The organism is Phenylobacterium sp. (assembly GCF_041916435.1).
In the GTDB taxonomy this organism is placed as follows: Bacteria; Pseudomonadota; Alphaproteobacteria; order Caulobacterales; family Caulobacteraceae; genus Phenylobacterium.
The window spans coordinates 941,903-958,626 of the sequence record NZ_JAYRZM010000001.1; the positions used below are offsets into that span (position 1 = coordinate 941,903).

The window sequence follows — 16,724 nt, forward strand, 5'->3', positions numbered from 1 at the left end:
GGCCTAGATTGCCCTCGTTTTCGCGCCCCCTAGAAGAGTCCCTGCACCGCGCCGTCGCCTACGCGAACCAGCGTAAGCACGAGTACGCCACGCTCGAGCACCTGCTGCTGTCGTTGATCGACGACGAGGACGCCGCCGGCGTGATGCGCGCCTGCGACGTGGACCTGGGCGCGCTGCGCACCACGCTCACCAACTACGTGGACAATGAGCTGCGCTCGCTGGTCGTCGACGACGGCGAGGACGCCAAGCCCACGGCGGGCTTCCAGCGCGTGATCCAGCGCGCGGTGATCCACGTGCAATCGTCCGGCCGCGAGGAAGTGACCGGCGCCAACGTGCTGGTGGCCATCTTCTCCGAACGGGAGAGCCACGCCGCCTACTTCCTGCAAGAGCAGGACATGACCCGCTACGACGCGGTCAACTACATCGCCCACGGCATCGCCAAGAAGGCCGGCGCCTCCGAGGCCAAGGCCGTGAAGGGCTCCGAGGACGAGGAAAAGCCCTCGGTGAAGACCGGCGGCGAAGCGCTCGAAGCCTACTGCATCAACCTCAACGAGAAGGCCAAGCAGGGCAAGGTCGACCCCTTGATCGGGCGGTCGGCCGAGGTGGAGCGCTGCATCCAGATCCTGTGCCGGCGCACCAAGAACAACCCGCTCCTGGTGGGCGATCCCGGCGTCGGCAAGACCGCCATCGCCGAGGGCCTGGCGCGCAAGATCGTCAACAACCAGGTCCCCGACGTCCTGGCCGGCTCGACCATCTTCTCGCTGGACATGGGCGCGCTGCTGGCCGGCACCCGCTATCGCGGCGACTTCGAGGAGCGCGTGAAGCAGGTCGTCAAGGAGCTGGAGAACCACCCCGACGCGATCCTGTTCATCGACGAGATCCACACGGTGATCGGCGCCGGCGCGACCAGCGGCGGGGCGATGGACGCCTCCAACCTGCTCAAGCCGGCCCTGGCCTCCGGCACCCTGCGGTGCATGGGCTCGACCACCTACAAGGAGTTCCGCCAGCACTTCGAGAAGGACCGCGCCCTGGTGCGCCGGTTCCAGAAGATCGACGTGAACGAGCCGACGATCGAGGACACGATCAAGATCCTCAAGGGGCTGAAGAGCTACTACGAGGACTTCCACAAGCTCCGCTACACCAACGACGCCATCAAGGCGGCGGTGGAGCTGTCGGCCAAGTACATCACCGACCGCAAGCTGCCCGACAAGGCGATCGACATCATCGACGAGGCCGGCGCCAGCCAGATGCTGCTGCCCGAGACCAAGCGGAAGAAGACGATCGGCGTGAAGGAAGTGGAGGCCGTGGTCGCCAAGATCGCGCGCATCCCGCCCAAGTCGGTCTCCAAGTCCGACACCGAGGCGCTACGTCAGCTCGAAACCGACCTGAAGCGGGCGGTCTACGGCCAGGACGACGCGATCGAGCAGCTCTCGGCGGCCATGAAGATGGCCCGCGCGGGCCTGCGCGACGCGAACAAGCCGATCGGCTGCTACCTGTTCTCGGGCCCCACCGGCACCGGCAAGACCGAGACGGCGCGGCAACTGGCCTCGACGCTGGGCATCGAGCTGCTGCGCTTCGACATGAGCGAGTACATGGAGCGCCACACCGTGAGCCGCCTGATCGGCGCGCCTCCCGGATACGTGGGCTTCGACCAGGGCGGCCTCTTGACCGACGCCGTCGACCAGCACCCGCACGCCGTGGTTCTGCTCGACGAGATCGAAAAGGCGCACCCGGACGTCTACAACATCCTCCTGCAGGTGATGGACCACGGCCAGCTCACCGACTCCAACGGCAAGAAGATCGACTTCCGCAACGTGGTCCTGATCATGACCACCAACGCGGGGGCCGCCGACGCCCAGCGCAACTCCATCGGCTTCGGCCGCGGCAAGGCCGATCACGAGGCCGAGGAAGCGATCAAGCGCGTCTTCACGCCGGAGTTCCGCAACCGTCTGGACGCCATCGTCGCCTTCCGCGCCCTGACGCCGGAGATCATCCGGCAGGTGGTGCAGAAGTTCGTCATGCAGCTTGAGGCGCAACTGGCCGACCGCCACGTCACCATCGAGGCGTCGGACGAAGCCACCGACTGGCTGGCCAAGAACGGCTTCGATGAACTCTATGGCGCCCGGCCGCTGGCCCGGGTCATCCAGGAGAACATCAAGAAGCCCCTGGCCGACGAGATTCTGTTCGGCCGGCTGGTCAAGGGCGGCCACGTCAAGGTGGTGCTCAAGGACGGCAAGCTGGCCTTCGAGATCGAGGACGACGAGCGCGAGCCCGGCGCCCCGGTCATCGAGGATCCCGCGGCCGAGAACGCCGCGGAACTGGCCGACTGATCCGGCGGCCCCGGCTCGCGCCGGGGCCAACGCCGACCTCCGCCTGGACGACGGATCGCGCGGCGCCCGCCGCGCGGCGACTCGACGCAGCCCGCCGGCCCTGCCAAGGTCCGCATGACCGGCAGGGGCGATCCAGGCCGAACCGACGGCCTCCGACAATGGCCCGAACACGATTGTTCCGAAACGCACAGGCCCGGCGCTCGCCGCTGCTGCCGGCCGGCCTGCTGCTCACCTACGCCGCCGCCACGGCGCTGGCGACGTTCTGGGCGCTCGGCACCAACGGCCTGGCGGTCTTCTGGGTGGGCAACGGCATCCTGGCGGCGACCCTGCTGCTGCTGCCCGCGCGGCAGGCCTTGCCGCTGGCCGCCTGCTATCTCGCCATCGACCTCGTCAGCTCGTTCGCCAGCGGCGCGCCGCCACAGCGGGCGGTGCTCATGGCGGCCTGCGACTTCACCGAGGCGTTCCTCGCGGCGGTGCTGATCCGGCGCTATTGCGGCGCGGCGCTCGACATGACCGACCTGCGGCGGCTGCGCAACCTGGCCCTGTGCGCCGCCCTGCCCGCCTCGATTCTCGTCGGCTCGATCGGCGCGGCGGTCTCGCACTACCTGATGGGCGGGGCGGCCTTCGCCCACCTGTGGCGCGTCTGGGCGCTGGGCGACTTCCTGGGCATGATGATCGCCGCCCCCGCCGTGCTGACCCTGGCCAGGTTCCGCCGGCACGACGCGGGCGGCCTGGCCAGCCCGCTCGAGCGGACCGCCTGGCTGGCGCTGATGGGCGCGGCGAGCATCGCGGTGTTCAGCCAGAACGCCCTGCCCATCGCCTTCATCCTGTTTCCGCTGGGCCTGATCACGGTGACGCGGGTCAGTCCGCCCTACGCGACCCTGAGCGTGCTGCTGGTCGCCTTCATCTCGGCCGCCGCGACGGTCGCCGGCTCCGGCCCCTTCGCTTCGGTGGAACAGGCCGATCCCTCGACCGGCGTGCTGCTGATGCAGGCCTATGTGGCCTGCACCCTGTTCTCGGCCCTGGCCCTGTCGAGCCTGCTGGCGCAGCGCGCGCGGGCCGAGACGCGGCTCATGAACGCCCTGGCCCAGGCCCGCCGCGCGCGCCGGGACGCCGAACACGCCGCCGGGGCGAAGACGCGCTTCCTGGCGGTGATGAGCCACGAGATGCGCACCCCGCTCAACGGCATCGCCGGCCACGCCCAACTGCTGGCGGCGCGCAAGGACCTGCCGCCCGCCGCACGCCACCAGATCAACACCATGCAGGCCTCGGCCGACGTGCTGCTGGCGCTGATCAACGACGTCCTGGACTTCTCGCGCGGCGAGGCGGGCACCTCGCTGCCGGTCGATGCGCCGTTCTGCCCCGCCGACGTCGCCGCGCGGACGGCCGACATGATCCGGCCGGTGCTGGAAGGCCGGCCGATCAAGTTCGGCGTGCATGTCGACGACGGCGCGCGGCGGCGGCTGATCGGCGACGAGCGGCGCATCGCCCAGATCCTGCTCAACCTGCTGAGCAACGCGGTGAAGTTCACCCAGGCCGGCCGCATCGACCTGTCGGTGGCGACGCACGAGCCGGCGGACGGCGGGCCGGTCCGCGTGCGCTTTTCGGTGCGCGACACCGGGCCCGGGGTGGCGGCGGACAAGCTGCAGGTGATCTTCCAGCCCTTCGTCCAGGCCGACGCCAGCAGCACGCGCAACTTCGAAGGCGCCGGCCTGGGCCTGGCCATCTCCAAGTCCCTGGCCGAGGCGATGGGCGGGCGGCTCGTCCTGACCAGCCTGGAGGGGGAAGGCTCGGAGTTCCTGTTCGAGGCGAGCTTCCCGCCGGCGCCGCAGCCGTCGGCGAGCCCCGTCGAGCAGCACGCCGGTACGGCCGCCGCCCGCTTCGGCGGCACGCGCGTGCTGGTCGTCGACGATCATCCGATCAATCGCGAAGTGGCCGCGCTCATGCTGATCGAGGCCGGCTTCGAGACGAGCACCGTCGACAGCGCGACCGCCGCCATCGAGGCGGTGCGCGACGACGCCTACGACCTGGTGTTCATGGACATCCACATGCCCGGCATGGACGGCATCCAGGCCTGCCGGGCGATCCGGGCCATGGGGGCGCAGAAAGAGACGCTGCCGATCATCGCCATGACCGCGGCGGCCATGCCCGAGGACGTGGAGCGCTGCCTGGCGGGCGGCATGAACGACCACCTGGCCAAGCCGATCCGCCAGGAAGAGATGATCGAAAAGGCGCTGCGCCTGCTGCGCGGCGGACGCCGCAGCGCCTGAACCGCGAGCGGCGGCGCGGCCCTAGGCGATCTTGTCGGAGATCTGTTCGGCCAGGGCCTTCAGCTCGTCCATGTCGGCCATGCCGCCGCCGGCATGACGGCCGAGCGGCACGCCCTCCCAGCGCGGGATGATGTGGACATGCAGGTGGTAGATGGTCTGGCCGGAGACCGCGCCGTTGAACTGGCTGACCATGATGCCGTCGGGCTCGAGCGCGGCGCGCACGGCGCGCGTCACCCGCTGGACGCCCAGGATCAGGTGGCTCAGGCGCTCCGGCTCCTCCTCCAGCAGGTTGCGCGCGCGGGTGTGCTTGGGAATCACCAGCGTGTGGCCGCGCGACTGGGGAAAGACGTCCATGAAGGAGAAGACGTGCTCATCCTCGAACACCCGCGCGCACGGGATCTCGCCGCGCAGGATCTTGGCGAAGGTGTTGTCGTCGTCGTAGGTCCCGTCCAAGCTCATGTCCTGCTCCCTGATGGCGGCGACCGTCCTATCAAATCCCCCGGGAGGGGGGAACGCGGGCCGTGCATGCTGACGGCCGCCGGCGAGCGTGCATCCTGAGCGTCAAATCCGGTCTTCAACGCACCGTCCAAACCGACACTTCGTCCAAAATTTCTAGTTGTGCGCGCGGCGTTTTTGGCGGGCCGGATAAAGACAGACGATTCATGGGGTTTTCGCCAAACCGTCGTCGAACAGTCACCCCCGATCCATACAGCGCCGCGACCACAAGTAGGGGGACCTGTGATGAAGATGAGATTTTGGCTGCTGGCCGGCGCCTGCGCGTCGGCCATGGCTTCGGCTGGGACGGCGTGGGCTGACGACGCGGGCGGCGTCGACGCCCAGATCGAGGAACTGATCGTCACGGCCCAGAAGCGCGAACAGAAGACGCTGGACGTGCCGATCGCCATTACGGCCTACAACGAAGACGCGCTCGACCGCATCGGCGTGCAGGAGTTCGAGGAGCTGTCGCTCTACGTGCCCGGCTTCGAGGTGCAGAACCAGTCGCCGAACAACCCCGGCTTCGTGATGCGCGGCATCACCTCCGATTCCGGCGAGGCGACCAACGAGCCGCGCGTGTCGGTGTTCCAGGACGGGGTGTCGATCTCCAAGTCGCGCGGGTCCTACATCGAGCTGTTCGACCTGGACCGGGTGGAGATCGCCAAGGGTCCGCAATCGACGCTCTACGGCCGCGGCGCCCTGATCGGCGCGGTGAACCTCGTCCAGGCCAAGGCCGATCCGTCGAAGCTGGCGGCGCGCTCGCGGGTCGAGGTCGGCAACTACGACTACCGCATGTTCGAGGGCATGCTGAACCTGCCGGTGGGCGACACCTTCGCCATCCGCTTCGCCGGGCGGCTGAAGGCCCGCGACGGCTTCGTGAAGAACCTGCTGGGCGGCAAGGACTTCAACTCCACCGACACCCAGGCCTTCCGCGTGGCCCTGAAGTGGCGGCCGAACGACCGCTTCAACGCCGACCTGATCGCCAACTACGAGCAGGACAGCCCCTCGGGCACGTCCTTCAAGTCGCTCACCTTTCTGCCCACCGACCCGACGACCGGCGCGGTGATCGGCGACCTCAGCCGCTATTCCGGCGCGGCGCTGTCGGCCGGCGGCGGCTTCCTGGGCGGCAAGGACCTGGGCCTGGACCGTTCGGTCTGGGGTGTGACGGGCCTGGCGACCTACGTCATCAACGACGCCCTCACCCTGTCGTCGATCAGCGCCTATCGCGAGTTCGACAGCCTGGAGGTGTTCGACCCGGACGGCTTCTCCCTGCCGCTGTTCGTCTTCGCCGAGGACGCGGTGGGCAATCAGACGAGCCAGGAGTTCCGGCTGAACTACGACGCGGGCGGCCGCGTCACCGCCTTCGGCGGCGTCAGCTACTTCCACGAAGACGGCTCGCAGACCGTGCCGCTGCAGTTCAACGAGAAGATCTACGCGCTGTACGCCGCCGGCGTGCTGAAGCCGCCGGTGGGCCTGTCTCTGCCGGTGATCGAGGCGCTGGCCCCGGCGGCGCTGAAGTCGGCCCACCGCGAGACCTACGCCAACTACGGCGAGACCACCGCCTACGACGCCTTCGCCGACATGACCTTCAAGGTCACCGACAAGCTCGAGCTGACCGCGGGCCTGCGCTACAGCACCGAGGACAAGACCAGCGGCTACAGCGCCGTCCTGGTGAACGGCGGCTCGACCCTGACCAGCACGCCGACGGTGGCGCGCGGCCTGTTCGTGCAGCCCACGGCCGGCGGCGCGGTGATCTCCAAGGATCTGTCCGATTCCGGCCTGACCTACCGCCTGGTCGCCCGCTACGCCGCGAGCGAGCACGTCAGCCTTTATGCGTCGTACGCGCGCGGCCGCCGGCCCAAGGTGCTCTCCGTCGGCTCGCCGACGACGCCCGGCGGCGACGTGACCTTCACCGAACTGCCGGCCGAGGAGGTGGATTCCTACGAGGTGGGCGCCAAGAGCGAGCTCTTCGATCGCCGCCTGGCGCTGGAAGGCTCGATCTATCACTACAGCTACTCGAATTTCCAAACCTCGGTGATCAACGACGCCGGGCAGATCATCAGCGCCAACGCCGGCGAGGCCGACGCGACCGGCTTCGAGGGCCAACTGGTCTACAAGCCGATCCGCGCGATCGAGGTGTTCGCCACCTACAGCTACAACCACGCCCGCTTCGGCAACGGCCTTTTCAAGGGCAACAGCTTCCGCCTGTCGCCGGACCACTCCCTGTCGCTGGGCGTGCAGGCCTCGGTGCACGTGGCCGGCGGCGAGCTGAGCTTCACGCCGACCTACACCTGGCAGTCGAAGGTGTTCTTCGACAGCAACAACGACCTGCCGCAGTTCCAGTCGCTCGATAAGATCCAGGACGAGGTGCAGAAGGCCTACGGCCTCCTGAACCTGCGGGTCGCCTATCAGCGCGACAAGGCGCCGTGGAAGGTCGAGGCGTTCGTCACCAACGCGCTGGACCAGGACTACATCAAGGACGCCGGCAACACCGGCGACGCCTTCGGCATGGCCACCTTCATCGACGGCGAGCCGCGCTACTACGGCCTCAGCCTGTCGATGAGGTACTAGTCCTTCCTGAAGGGCGAATACTCGTCGGCGAGCCATTCCATCTCGCCCTCGACCGCGGCCCGTTCCTGCTCGACGAAGCGGTGAACGGGCCCGCGCAGGGCCGGATCGGCGATATAGTGGGCCGAGCGAACGGCGACCGGCAGGTAGCCGCGGGCGATCTTGTGCTGGCCCTGGGCGCCGGCCTCCACACGCTGCAGGCCCCGCGCGATCGCCCATTCGATGGCCTGGTAGTAGCAGAGCTCGAAGTGCAGGAAGGGCACGTCCTCGACGCAGCCCCAGTTGCGCCCGTAGAGGCAATCCTCGCCGATCAGGTTGAGGGCGCCGGCGATCCAGCGGCCGCCCCGGCGGGCCATGACCAGCAACACGCGGTCGGCCATCCGCTCGCCCAGCAGCGAGAAGAACAGGCGGTTCAGATAGGGCCGGCCCCACTTGCGCGAGCCGGTGTCCATGTAGAAGGCGAAGAAGGCGTCCCAGCAGTCCTCGGTCAGATCCTCGCCCGTCAGCGCCAGGATCTCCAGGCCGGCCTGGGCGTCGCGCCGCTCGCGCCGGATCGTCTTGCGCCGCCCCGAGGACAGCGCGCCCAGGAAGTCCTCGAAGTCGCGGTAGCCCGCGTTCAGCCAGTGGTACTGCTGGCCCTGGCGCAGGGAGAGCCCCTGCTCGCCCATCCACACCCACTCGTCCTCGGTGGGGAAGTTCACGTGCAGCGAGGAGGCGCCAAAGCGCTCGCACACGGTGAGCGCCCCGCCCAGCAGCATGCGCCGGGCCTCGTCGACATCCACGTCCGGACGCGACATCAGGCGCGGGCCGGTGGCCGGCGTGAACGGCACGGCCGCCAGCAGCTTGGGATAGTAGCGCCCCCCTGCCCGCTCATAGGCGTCGGCCCAGGCGTGGTCGAAGATGTATTCGCCCTGGCTGTGGGACTTCAGATAGAGCGGCGCGACCGCGCCGACGCGGCCCTCCTCGTCGGCCACCGCCAGGTGCTGCGGCCCCCAGCCGGTGCGCTCCACGGCGCAGCCGGCCTCCTCCAGGATGTCCAGGAAGTCGTAGCTGACGAACGGATTGCCGGCGTAGTCGGGATTGCCGGCGCAGGCGTCCCAGGCCTCGCGGCCGATTTCGGCGATGCGGCGGTGGATACTGACCGCCGGCTTCAGGCTCACGCCGCGAAGCCCTCGAAGATCAGGTTGTCGCAATGCTCGCGCACGGCCTCCCACTGTGCGGGCTCGCGCACGGTCCAGCCGACCACCGGCATGCCGCCGGCCCGAAACGCCGCCGCCCGCTCGTCCGGCAGCATGTCGATGTGGAGCGCCAGGAAGTGCGGCCGGGCGATCTCCACGTGCTCCAGCCGCGCGAACGCCTGGCGCTGCTCCTCGGAGAGGTGCTCGGGCGGCTTGATCGCGCCGGAATAGCTGTAACTGTCCAGCCCGCGCAGCACGCCCGGGAACCGCTCGGCGAACCAGGCGTGCGAATAGGGATTGAAGCCGATCACGCAGACCGGGCCGGCATGGTCGATCAGCAGGTCGTGGACTCGCTGCTCCAGCGGGCCGACCTGGCCGTAGGGCGTCTTCAGCTCGGCGTGGATCATGGCCCTGCGGCCGACCAGCGCCAGGGTCTCCAGCAGGGTGGGAATGCGCTCGTCGGAGCCGGCCAGGCGCAGTTCGGAGAGCTCGGCCGCGGTGTAGTCGCCCAGGCGGCCCTCGGCGCCGGTCATCCGCTTCAGCCGGCTGTCATGGAAGACCATGGCCTCGCCGTCGGCGGAGAGCTGGACGTCCAGCTCGATGCCGTAGCCGGCCGCGCAGGCCGCCTGGAAGGCCGCCAGGGAATTTTCCGGCGCGCCGTCCTTGGTCCACAGCCCCCGGTGCGCCACCGGCGGGTGGAACAGAAGATCCCAGGCCTCGCCGAATCGCGCGTTCACGAAAGCTCCACCACCGCATCGACCTCGACGGAGAAGTTCATCGGCAGGCGATAGACCCCGACCGCCGAACGGGCGTGCCGGCCGGCGTCGCCGAAAGCCTCGACCATCAGGTCGGACGCGCCGTTCACCACCTGGGGAATCTCGAAGAAGCCGGGGCCGGCCTGGACGAAGCCGCCCAGCTTGACCACCCGCGCCACGCGGTCGAGGTCGCCGTCGGCGGCGGCCCGCATCTGGGCCAGCAGGTTCACGCCGCACAGGCGCGCGGCGCCCTTGGCGGTCTCCAGGTCGATCTCCTCGCCGATGATTCCGCGGACCCCGCCGGAGGCGTCGAGCGACACCTGGCCGGAGATGTGGACCAGCGAGCCTACGCGCACGAACGGCACGTAGTTGGCGACGGGGGCGACCGGTTGCGGGAGGGTGATCCCGAGCTCGGCGAGACGTTCTTCGACCTTTGACATGGCCTACCGTCTAGCGCGGGTTCCCCATCCTGTGAACGGCCCGCAGACATGCCGGCAAAGAGAAAGCCCCGGACCGTCGCCGGTCCGGGGCCTCACTCAGACGTCAGGGAGGAATTGACGTCCTTACTTACGCTCAGCGAGCGGCTTGCAGGCGCTCGACGGCGGCCGTGACGCGCTCGTTGATCGGCTTCATCGAGTCCTTCACCGACGAGGCGACGGTTTCCGACATCTTGCCGACTTCGGCCATGTAGGATTCCAGGGCGCCCTTGGCGAAGGTCGTCTGCAGCTCGATCACTTCCTGAATGCTCTTCGCGCCGGCCAGCGACTTGGCGGCGGCGACTTGGTCTTCCACCGACTTCTTGGAGAAGGCCATCGCCTGGGCGCCCAGGGTTTCGACGCCCTTGGTGGCGGCGGTGATCGAGGCGATCATCGCTTCCAGGTTGCTCTTCGAATAGCTGTTGGCGTCGTTCAGGGCGCCAAGCGTCTTTTCGACGGCGTCCTTGAAGGCTTGGTTGCTGGCGGTGGTGAACTGTTCGACGGTGGTCTTCATCGCTTCGGCGGCGGCCATGGGTGCGACTCCTGGTGAATGCGGGGCTAGCGGCTTACGCCGCGATCGGGACTGGGCAGGTGCAATGCGGCTACACCGGCATTTTGATGCCATGTTGCAGTGCAGCAGTCAAGTAATTTTGTGCACTGCACAATCGCCGATCACGCGAGTTGTGATCGCAGGCGTCCGCGACAAAACGGCGCCGTCAAACTCTGTTTACCATCGGGCAACGGCGCGAGGAGCATGATAAGGTCTTCAACGGTGGCTCGGGGGCCGCTGCAACTCGTTCTAATTCGACGGTCGACGCCCATGTTCGGACACGCCCGCCAGTTTCTGGTCTCGCTCGGCATCGCAGCAATGGTCGCGATCGCGACCTTGACCGCGCCTCCCTCGGCCCAAGCCGCGTCGTTCATACCGACCAGCCAGCCGAAGTACGCGGCCATCGTCGTGGACGCGACCAGCGGCGAGGTGCTCTACGCCAAACGCGCGGACAGCCCGCGGTATCCCGCCTCGCTCACGAAGATCATGACGCTCTATCTGACGTTCGAGGCGTTGGATTCGGGCAAGCTGAAGCTCACCGACCGCATCCCGATCTCGCCCCACGCCGCAGCCCAGGCGCCGACCAAGCTCGGTCTTCGCGCCGGCGACTCGATCACCGTGGAAGACGCGATGTATGCGATCGCGCTGAAGTCGGCCAACGACATCGCGGTCGCCATGGCTGAAAAGCTGGGCGGCACCGAAAGCCGCTTCGCCGCGCTGATGACCCTGCGCGCCCAGGAACTGGGCATGACCAACACGCGCTTCGTCAACGCCAACGGCCTGCCGGACAGCCGCCAGATCACCACGGCCCGCGACCTGGCGATCCTGTCGCGCGCGGTGATGCGCGACTATCCGCAGCACTACAAGCTCTTCAGCGTCCAGCAGTACACGGTGCGCGGCCAGGTTCTGCGCAACCACAATCACCTGCTGGGCAAGATGGCCGGCGTGGACGGCATCAAGACCGGCTTCACCAACGCCTCCGGCTTCAACCTGGCCGCCTCCGCCGTGCGCGACGGCCGCCGGCTGATCGCGGTGGTGATGGGCGGCCCCTCCACCGCCGTGCGCGACGAGAACGCCCAGGACCTGCTGCTGACCGGTTTCGACGTGGTCGCCCGCCGCGCCCGCGGCGAGAACATCACCATCGCCCAGAACCTGTTCGAGCCCGAGCCGTCCGGCGACGTGGTCCGCCCCTCCGTGGAGCAGGGCGACGGCGACCAGGATGAGCTGAAGATCGTGCTGGCCTCGGCCGATCCGCCGCCGGCCCACACCGCCTCGGTCGCCAAGGACGCCAAATCCGCCAAGGTCGCCAAGCCGGCGTCCGGCCGCTGGGTCGTGCAGGTCGGCGCCTTCAAGTCCAAGTCCGACGCGCACAAGCAGCTCGGCTTCGTGAAGAGCCGCTTCGGCAAGCAGTTCGCCGGCGCCGAGGGCTTCATCGCCCCGCCGATCCACGGCGCCTATCGCAGCCAGTTCAAGGGCTTCTCGGAAGCTTCGGCCAAGGCGGCCTGCAAGGCGATGCAGGCTAAGCGCCTGGCCTGCATGGTCGTCGGCCCGTCGGCCTGATCGCGCCTACTTCTTCAGAAGCCTGTCGCGCGCGGCGTTGAGCTGCGCGGCCAGGCCGCTGGTGCCGCCCTTGTCGGGGTGGGCCATCCGCATCAGCCGCGAATGGGCGGCCCGGATTTCCTCGGGCGTGGCAGACGCCCCTACCCCCAGGATCGAGCGGGCCTCGTCGAGCGACATGCCGGAGACGGGACGAGCCGGCGCGCCGGGCCCCAGGCCCGTGCGCCGCGCCGAAGACGCCAGCCACAGGCCGATCACGATCAGGACGATCGCCTTGCCCCAGCCGCCGCGCAGCCCCACGAAGGCGGCGGCCGAGAAGGACGCCAGGGCGAAGGCCGCCGAGAGCAGCCGCCATTCGCGCCGCTTGAAGACCGGCTTGCCGCCGCTGAGCCACACCAGGAGCGTCAGGGCCGCAAAGCCGATCGCGAGGTAGATCATGCCCCCTATTCGGCGGCCATCAGCGTCGTGTCCAGCCCGGTCAGGCCGAGCGAGCTCATGAGGGCTCGCAGCTCCTGGCGCGCGGCCACGTGCTGCAGCGACATGGCCACCGGCCGGATGGACGGCGACAGGTCGGCGATGGTCAGGCCGAAGGGGAAGAGCTCGCGGTAGATCACCCGGTCGCGCAGCCCGGGCCCGACGCGGAAGCCGACCCGCTTGGACAGGGCCTGCACGCGCTGATCCAGCCGCCGGCGGTTGCGCGCCTCGGTGGGCGCCAGACGGTTGCGCAGCACCACCCAGTCGATCATCCGGCCGTTGGCGGCGGCGCGCGTCTTGCGGCTGTCCCACACGGTCTCGGAATAGAGGCTCGGGCGCTTCAGCTCGAGCGACACCGGATCGACCACGCCCAGCATGTCGAAGTCGACGAAGCTGTCGTTCATCGGCGTGACGATCAGGTCGGCCGAACCGTGGGCCATGCGGCTGACCGCCGTGTCGCCGCCGGGCGTGTCGATGACGACGAAGTCGGCCTCCTCGGACGCCCGCTCGAAGGCCTCCTGGAAGCGCGCCAGGGCCTCGGCGTCGGGCGCCTTGGCCAGCTCGATGCTCAGCGGATATTCCAGCGGCATGGGCGCATCGGCCTTGTTGGCCGTGAGCCAGGCCCTGCGGCTGGCGAAGAAGTGGCCCATCGACTGCTGGCGCAGGTCCAGATCAAGGACCGCCACCCGCGCGCCGCCGTGCAGCAGCGCGGTGACGAGGTGGATGGCGATGGTCGACTTGCCGGCCCCGCCCTTTTCGTTGCCCACGACGATAACGCTCGCCTGGCCCATGATTTCCCCCAACTCCCAGACGGCCGTACGGCCACCGATTCGCAAAGGTTAACGTGGAGCGTGCGGGCCTTTTGCGTCAACGAGGCGACAGTCGCCGGCTGTGGACGGATCGCCGCAGCCTACCAGGCGCCGACTTCGCGCAACTGCCGCGCCAGCTCGGGCGGGATCTCGCCGTCCGCTCCGCGCTCCAGATCCGGCGGCGCGTCCTTGCCCTCCAGATAGCGCCACCCCTGGAAGGCGCGCCGGGGCGTCGGCGCCACGCGCACGCAGTCCGGATCGAGCGTCACCTCGCAACGGGCGTTGACGCCCTCGCCCACGGTGTCGACGGCCAGGATCTTCTGGCGGCACAGGATCACGCCCTTGAACACGCGAAAGAGCGAGCCGGTCTCCACCAACTCGGCCGCGCGCTTGGGCGTCTGGCGGGTGCGCATGATCCAGGGGCCCGCAGGCTCGCGGTTCGCCTGCCACTCCACGAGTTCCTCGACCGTGTCGCAGCCGACGCAGAGCTTGATCATATGCAGCGCCATGGCTTCGACCTACGCCGGCTCGGCCAACTCCACAAGCAACGCGCCCTCGCTGACCTGGTCGCCGAGCGCCACGGCCAGGTTCTCCACCACCCCGTCGAACGGCGCGGTCAGGGCGTGCTCCATCTTCATGGCCTCGAGCGTCAGCAGCGGATCCCCCTTGGCCACGGACGCGCCGGCCTCGACCGCCACGGCGACGACCTTGCCCGGCATGGGTGCGCGCACCTGGCTGTCGCCGCCGGCCTCGCCCACGTGGGCGGCCGGCGGCGTCAGGGAGAAGCTGAACGCCTCGCCGGCGTCAAACACCACCAGGTCGTCCTCGTCGGTGACCAGCACGTCGCGGCCGCCACCTTCGGTCCACAGCGGCGCCTCGACCGCACGGCCGTCCAGGAACAGGCGCACCTGATCGGCCGGCGCGGCGTTGAGCCGGAAGCCCACCAGATCGCGCCAGGGCGTGGCGGCCTCGTTGGTGGGCGCCTCGCGCAGGGTCAGCGCCGCCGTCGCCGCCGCCGCCGACAGGGCCGCGTCCGACGGCTCGCCCGCAGCCAGATCGCCGAGGCGCGCATCGATGAAGCCGGTGTCCATCTCCGCGGCGATGAAGTCCGGGTGTTCCAGCAGGCGCGTGAGGAAGCCCGCGTTGGTCTTCACCGGCCAGACCTCGACCCCCGCGCAGGCGCCCGCGAGCGAGGCCAGGGCGTCCTCCCGCGTCTCGCCCCAGGCGATCAGCTTGGCGATCATCGGGTCATAGAAGGGGCTGACCTCGCCGCCCTCCTCCACGCCGGAATCCACGCGCACGCCCGGCGGCAGGCGCAGGTGCTCCAGCGCCCCGATCGAGGGCAGGAAGCCGGTGGCGGGGTTTTCCGCATAGAGCCGCGCCTCGGCGGCGTGGCCGGACAGGCTGATCTGGTCCTGCGCCAGGGGCAGCGGCTCGCCGGACGCGACGCGAAGCTGCCATTCGACGAGGTCGAGCCCCGTGACCGCCTCGGTCACCGGATGCTCCACCTGCAGGCGGGTGTTCATCTCCATGAACCAGATGCGGTCGCCGCGAAGCCCCTGGGAGGCGTCGGCGATGAACTCGACCGTGCCGGCGCCCACGTAGCCGACCGCCTTGGCCGCGCGCACGGCGGCCTCGCAGACGGCGGCGCGGGCCTCCTGGCTCATGCCCGGCGCCGGCGCCTCCTCGACGACCTTCTGGTGGCGGCGCTGCAGGGAGCAGTCGCGCTCGAACAGGTGGACCACGTTCCCGTGGGAATCGCCGAACACCTGCACCTCGATGTGGCGCGGGCGCAGGACGTAGGTCTCCAACAGCACCCGGTCGTCGCCGAAGGACGCCGCCGCCTCGCGCTTGCAGGAGGTCAGGGCCGCGGCGAAGTCCTCGGGCCGGTTGACCCGGCGCATGCCCTTGCCGCCGCCGCCAGCCACGGCCTTGATCAGCACCGGATAGCCGATCGCCTCGGCCTCGGCCGCGAGCCTCTGCTCGGACTGGTCCTCGCCGAGATAGCCGGGGGTGACCGGCACGCCGGCCTTGGACATCAGCGCCTTGGCCGCGTCCTTCAGGCCCATGGCGCGGATCGCCGAGGGCGGCGGGCCGACCCAGACGAGGCCCGCGGCGGCCACCGCCTCGGCGAACTCAGCGTTCTCGGACAGGAAGCCGTAGCCCGGATGGATCGCCTGGGCGCCGGTGGCCTTGGCCGCGGCGATGATCTTGTCGGGGACGAGGTAGCTCTCCCTGGCCGCGGCCGGCCCGATCAGCACCGCCCGGTCGGCCTCGCGCACGTGGGGCGCGCCGGCGTCGGCCTCGGAATAGACCGCCACCGTGGCCAGGCCCATGCGCCGGGCCGTGCGGAAGACGCGGCGGGCGATCTCGCCCCGGTTGGCGACCAGAACCGAGGTCAGCATCTCAGCCCTGCTGCGCCCAGCTCGGCTTGCGCCGCTCCAGGAACGCGCGCACGCCCTCCTGGCCTTCCGGGCTCACCCGGGCGGCGGCGATGCGCCTGGCGGTGTCCTCCATCAGGGCGCGGTCGATGTGCCGGCCGACGATGTCGCCGACCAGGCGCTTGGAGGCGGCCACGGCCTCGGGCCCGCAGGCCATGATCTCGTCGACGATCTTCTCGGCGCGGGCGGCCATCGCCTGGGCGTCGTCGGCGACCTCGGTGATCAGGCCGATCCGCTCGGCGTAGTCGGCGCCGAACACCTTGCCCGTGGCGAACAGGGCGCGGGCCGTGCGCGGGCCGACGGCGGCCACGACATAGGGGCTGATGGTCGCCGCGATCAGGCCCAGGCGCACCTCCGAGAAGCTGAACCGGGCGTCGGCGGTGGCGAGCGCGATGTCGCAGGCCGCCGCCAGGCCCGCGCCGCCGCCGTAGGCGCCGCCCTGCACCATGGCGACGGTCAGCGCCGGAAGGTCCCACAGGGACTTCAGCATCTTGGCCATCTCGTAGGCGTCGTCGCGGTTCTCCGCCTCGGTGTAGTCGGCCGCGTCGCGCATCCACTCCAGGTCGGCGCCGGCGCTGAAGATGCTGCCCGCGCCGCGGATCAGCACCACGCGCACGCCCTCGGCCCCGCGCAGGGTCTCGAAGGCCTCATGCAGGGCGGAGATCAGCTCGGCGTCGAAGGCGTTCTTGCGCTCGGGCCGATTGATGGTGACCACCTCCACGCCTTCCAGCGAGGAGTCGATGTGCACCAGGGGCGAGTTGGCGTTGCTGTCGACCACTTCGACAAGCGGATCGGCGATGGGATTGGACATGGTTCGAACT

At 69.5% G+C, this 16,724-nt stretch carries 14 protein-coding genes; 4 read left to right on the plus strand and 10 right to left on the minus strand.

Going from position 1 to position 16,724, the window contains the following annotated elements; genetic code table 11:
- Positions 1 to 8 precede the first annotated feature (8 nt).
- Complete coding sequence (clpA, locus tag ACE3TA_RS04615; RefSeq protein WP_374570922.1) at positions 9 to 2,330, plus strand: ATP-dependent Clp protease ATP-binding subunit ClpA; 2,322 nt, start codon at positions 9 to 11, stop codon at positions 2,328 to 2,330.
- A gap of 173 nt (positions 2,331 to 2,503) precedes the next feature.
- On the plus strand, positions 2,504 to 4,600 hold the full coding sequence (locus ACE3TA_RS04620; protein ID WP_374570925.1) for a response regulator: 2,097 nt from the start codon (positions 2,504 to 2,506) through the stop codon (positions 4,598 to 4,600).
- Positions 4,601 to 4,621: 21 nt separating this feature from the next.
- On the opposite strand, the gene ACE3TA_RS04625 is transcribed toward ACE3TA_RS04620, so the two are convergent.
- Positions 4,622 to 5,059 carry an HIT family protein gene (locus ACE3TA_RS04625; RefSeq protein WP_374570927.1) on the minus strand — a complete coding sequence of 146 codons (438 nt, stop codon included), beginning with the start codon at positions 5,057 to 5,059 and terminating at the stop codon, positions 4,622 to 4,624.
- Positions 5,060 to 5,341: 282 nt separating this feature from the next.
- On the opposite strand from ACE3TA_RS04625, the gene ACE3TA_RS04630 reads away from it, so the two are divergent.
- Positions 5,342 to 7,666, plus strand: a complete 2,325-nt coding sequence (locus ACE3TA_RS04630; RefSeq protein WP_374570929.1) for a TonB-dependent receptor — start codon at positions 5,342 to 5,344, stop codon at positions 7,664 to 7,666.
- Here the strand turns inward: ACE3TA_RS04630 and ACE3TA_RS04635 are convergent.
- From ACE3TA_RS04635 to ACE3TA_RS04650, 4 genes are all read right to left on the minus strand, one after another.
- Complete coding sequence (locus tag ACE3TA_RS04635) at positions 7,663 to 8,823, minus strand: GNAT family N-acetyltransferase (RefSeq protein ID WP_374570932.1); 1,161 nt, start codon at positions 8,821 to 8,823, stop codon at positions 7,663 to 7,665. The genes ACE3TA_RS04630 and ACE3TA_RS04635 overlap by 4 nt on opposite strands.
- The gene (locus ACE3TA_RS04640) at positions 8,820 to 9,578 is read right to left on the minus strand and encodes a glycerophosphodiester phosphodiesterase family protein (RefSeq protein WP_374570935.1); all 759 of its coding nucleotides are present in this window, start codon (positions 9,576 to 9,578) and stop codon (positions 8,820 to 8,822) included. The genes ACE3TA_RS04635 and ACE3TA_RS04640 overlap by 4 nt, the downstream gene beginning before the upstream one ends.
- The gene (locus ACE3TA_RS04645; RefSeq protein WP_374570936.1) at positions 9,575 to 10,036 is read right to left on the minus strand and encodes a RidA family protein; all 462 of its coding nucleotides are present in this window, start codon (positions 10,034 to 10,036) and stop codon (positions 9,575 to 9,577) included. The genes ACE3TA_RS04640 and ACE3TA_RS04645 overlap by 4 nt, the downstream gene beginning before the upstream one ends.
- Positions 10,037 to 10,169: 133 nt before the next feature.
- The gene (locus ACE3TA_RS04650) at positions 10,170 to 10,604 is read right to left on the minus strand and encodes a phasin family protein (protein ID WP_374570938.1); all 435 of its coding nucleotides are present in this window, start codon (positions 10,602 to 10,604) and stop codon (positions 10,170 to 10,172) included.
- A 354-nt stretch (positions 10,605 to 10,958) separates the two neighbouring features.
- On the opposite strand from ACE3TA_RS04650, the gene ACE3TA_RS04655 reads away from it, so the two are divergent.
- Positions 10,959 to 12,182, plus strand: coding sequence for a serine hydrolase (locus ACE3TA_RS04655; RefSeq protein WP_374570941.1), 1,224 nt, complete (start codon positions 10,959 to 10,961; stop codon positions 12,180 to 12,182).
- Positions 12,183 to 12,188: 6 nt separating this feature from the next.
- Here ACE3TA_RS04655 and ACE3TA_RS04660 read toward each other — a convergent pair whose 3' ends face one another.
- From ACE3TA_RS04660 to ACE3TA_RS04680, 5 genes are all read right to left on the minus strand, one after another.
- Complete coding sequence (locus tag ACE3TA_RS04660; protein ID WP_374570943.1) at positions 12,189 to 12,617, minus strand: molecular chaperone DnaJ; 429 nt, start codon at positions 12,615 to 12,617, stop codon at positions 12,189 to 12,191.
- 5 nt (positions 12,618 to 12,622) lie between these two features.
- A complete protein-coding gene (locus ACE3TA_RS04665) occupies positions 12,623 to 13,444 on the minus strand; it encodes a division plane positioning ATPase MipZ (RefSeq protein ID WP_374570946.1) in 822 nt (273 codons plus the stop codon).
- A gap of 119 nt (positions 13,445 to 13,563) precedes the next feature.
- Positions 13,564 to 13,971, minus strand: coding sequence for a DUF1489 family protein (locus tag ACE3TA_RS04670; RefSeq protein WP_374570949.1), 408 nt, complete (start codon positions 13,969 to 13,971; stop codon positions 13,564 to 13,566).
- Between the two features lie 9 nt (positions 13,972 to 13,980).
- On the minus strand, positions 13,981 to 15,867 hold the full coding sequence (locus tag ACE3TA_RS04675) for a biotin carboxylase N-terminal domain-containing protein (RefSeq protein ID WP_374570952.1): 1,887 nt from the start codon (positions 15,865 to 15,867) through the stop codon (positions 13,981 to 13,983).
- 1 nt (position 15,868) lies between these two features.
- Positions 15,869 to 16,714: an enoyl-CoA hydratase-related protein gene (locus ACE3TA_RS04680; RefSeq protein WP_374570954.1), complete on the minus strand. Its 846-nt coding sequence runs from the start codon at positions 16,712 to 16,714 to the stop codon at positions 15,869 to 15,871.
- Positions 16,715 to 16,724 lie beyond the last annotated feature (10 nt).